We start from the raw sequence: 3,138 nt of genomic DNA on the forward strand, positions 1-3,138 counted from the left end.
GGCTTGCAGAACTCCGAGATCGCCACCGGCTCGACCATCGTGGCGCGCTTCAATGTCTCCAACGCGCCCTATGACGACGTCAAGGTGCGCCGCGCCGCCCAGCTTGCCGTCAACAATGCGGCCGTGCTGAAGCTCGGGCTCGATGGCCGCGGCAAGCCCGCCGACAACCACCATGTCGGCCCCATGCACCCGGAATTCGCCGATATCGGGCCGGCCAAGCAAGACGTCGATCAGGCCAAGAAACTGATGTCGGAATCCGGCAAGGCCGACCATGAATATGAGCTGATCTCGGTCGACATCGAATGGCAAAAGAGCACCGCCGACGCGATCGCCGCACAAATCCGCGAGGCGGGCTTCAAGATCAAGCGGACCGTGCTGCCGGCCGCGACCTTCTGGAACGATTGGGCCAAGTTCCCCTATTCCTGCACCGAATGGCTCGGCCGCCCGCTCGGCGTGCAGGTGCTGGCGCTAGCCTACAAATCGGGCGGCGCCTGGAACGAAAGCGCCTATGCGAACAAGGAGTTCGACGAGCTTCTCGACAAGGCGCTTGCGACGCCCGACGCCGCACAGCGCAAGGAGATCATGGCCAAGATCGAGACGAACCTGCGCGATTCCGGCATCATCATCCAGCCCTACTGGCGCTCGGTCTACCGCACCTATCGCAAGGGCGTGCAGGGCTGCGAGCAGCACCAGGCGCTCGAACAGCATTTCGAGAAAGTCTGGCTGGAGTCCTGATCCTCCAAGGACCGAGCGGCCGGCGCGACCTTCCCGACGCGTCGGCCGTTTGCCATTTGCCAAGCATTTGCCTTTCAGCTCAGATTGCGCCCGACCGGTACCCGGCGGCACGGAATGCGAGAGCAGCAAGGCATGGACCACTTCGACCTCGGCACCTATCGCCGTCCCATCTCGACCTCCTCGGCCGAGACGCAGCGCTGGTTCGATATCGGGCTGAACTGGTGCTACGGCTTCAACCACGAGGAAGGCATAAAGTGCTTCGAGAAGGCGCTGGAGACCGATCCTGGCTGCGCCTTCGTGCATTGGGGCATCGCCTATGCCGCCGGGCCTTTCTACAATCTGACCTGGAAGGAGCATGGCAAGGATGAGGCCAACCGCGCCGCCAAGCGCTGCTTCGAGCATGTGCAATTGGCGCGGGCCAATGCGGCGAGCGCGAGCCTTGTCGAACGGCGGCTGATCGAGGCGCTCAGCGCGCGCTTCCAGCAGCCGCATGGCGTGAGCGCCGCCGAGTTCGAAGAATGGGACGACGCCTATGCCGCCGCGATGCGGCAGGTTTATCGCGATTTTCCCGGCGACCATGACGTGATGGCGTTAACGGTCGAGGCGCTGATGATGCGGACGGTGCGGCGCCTGTGGAACCTCCGGAACGGCGCGCCGGCGCCGAATTCCGATGTGCTCGAAGCGCTGGATATCTGCGAACGCTCGATCCGCCTCTCGGACGAAGCAGGGGCCGCGCCCCACCCGGCAGCGCTCCATCTCCACATCCATCTGCTCGAAATGTCGACGCAGCCCGAACGCGGCATGCGCTCGGCGGAGCGGCTCGGCACGATGTGCCCGGATGCCGGCCATATGAACCACATGCCGGGGCACATTTACGTGCTCTGCGGCGAGTATGAGAAGGCCAAGATCGCCAGCGAGAAGGCGGTGCGCGCCAACGACCTATACCTCGCCTATGCCGGCGAGCCGACCTATTACCTGCTTGGCTGCTGCCACGACCTGCACCTGATGATGTTCACCTGCATGTTCCTCGGCCAATACCGCCCTGCCCTGTGGGCCGCCGACAAAGTGCGCAGCCTGGTGACGCGCGACGTGGTCAGCATTCCGGAGCGGCCGAAACTGACGCAGACGGTCGAGGGCTATCACGCGATGAAATCGCATGTGCAGGTGCGCTTCGGGCGCTGGCGCGAAATCATCGACGAGCCGATGAATGGCGAGCCCGACCTCTATGTGGTGACCGCCGCGCTGCAACATTACGCCAAGGGCGTGGCGCATGCGACGCTGCGCGACTTCGCCTCCGCCGAGCGCGAGCGCGATCTACTTAGCCGGCAGATCGACAGCATTCCGCCGGAGCGCCGCTTCCTCAGCAACCCGACGAAAGCCTCGCTCGCGGTGGGTGCAGCGCTGCTGGATGGCGAGCTCGCCTATCACCAGGGCCGTCACGACGAGGCCTACGGGCATCTGCGCCGCGCGGTCGAGCTCGACGACAATTTATCCTACACCGAGCCATGGGCCTGGATGCACCCGCCGCGCCACGCGCTGGCCGCTCTGCTGCTCGACCAGGGTCATGCCACGGAAGCCGAGCAGGTCTATCGCGACGATCTGGGCCTGAGCGGCGCCGTGCAGCGCTGCGCCCAGCATCCGGACAATGTCTGGGCGCTGCACGGCCTGGTCGAATGCCTGAAGCGGCGCTGCGAGAAGGACGAGCTGCCGGACCTGCAGGCCAGGTTGGCGACAGCGCTTGCCAAGACGGACGTGCCGATCACCTCGTCCTGCCTGTGCCGGACGAGTGTACTGGACGATTGCTGCTGTCACTAAGCGCGCTGTCGCTCCTTGACGACGACGCCCGCCGCTACGAGAAGATTTCCGCCAGTTCGTCGATGCTTGCACCTTCCTTCGCCTGCCGCAGTTCGACGTAGCTCACCGCCGTGGCGATCGACAGCACCATCGACACCACGGTCTGCACCAGCGCGGCTCCTATCTCGGCAATGATGCCGCCGAACAGCACGAGAACGAGCAATATTCCCCACTGGATGATCATGGCGATGATGATGAGAATGAGGAACAGGCCGAAAAGCGCCCAGCGGCTGCCCTTGGTCAGAGCCCGGCTGCGCGACATCGAGCCGAACACGCCGCGCCGCTCCTGGATCAGGACCGGCACCGACATCGACCAGCCGAGCCACAGGATGATGCCCGGCACGATCAGCAGTACCAGGCCGATACCGGCGCCGATAGCGACGAGAATACCGATCGCCAGCGTCGGCAGCAGGAAGCGGATCGCAATCTGGATGCAGTCGCCGAAGGACGGCCGCTTGCCGTTGAGGTCCTCGATGGTCGCCCGCACCAGCGCCGATTGCAGCAGCAGCGTGAACACAAATGAAATCAGGCCGGCGATGACGGTGATGT

Annotated in this window: 3 protein-coding genes; 2 read left to right on the top strand and 1 reads right to left on the bottom strand. The window is 64.5% G+C overall.

Going from position 1 to position 3,138, the window contains the following annotated elements:
- Window positions 1-735, top strand: a 735-nt coding sequence (locus EOD07_RS28380; protein WP_245470530.1) for an ABC transporter substrate-binding protein, incomplete at its 5' end; no start/stop codon positions are given.
- 132 nt (window positions 736-867) lie between these two features.
- The gene (locus EOD07_RS28385) at window positions 868-2,550 is read left to right on the top strand and encodes a hypothetical protein (RefSeq protein WP_127237730.1); all 1,683 of its coding nucleotides are present in this window, start codon (window positions 868-870) and stop codon (window positions 2,548-2,550) included.
- 34 nt (window positions 2,551-2,584) lie between these two features.
- Here EOD07_RS28385 and EOD07_RS28390 read toward each other — a convergent pair.
- Window positions 2,585-3,138: hypothetical protein (locus EOD07_RS28390; RefSeq protein WP_127237731.1), on the bottom strand; the 554-nt coding region annotated here is incomplete at its 5' end.

This window comes from Mesorhizobium sp. M2C.T.Ca.TU.002.02.1.1 (assembly GCF_003997225.1).

Excerpts from the sequence above, each read along its gene's own strand:
- EOD07_RS28385 (WP_127237730.1), top strand. The coding sequence starts at position 868 with ATGGACCACTTCGACCTCGGCACCTATCGCCGTCCCATCTCGACCTCC.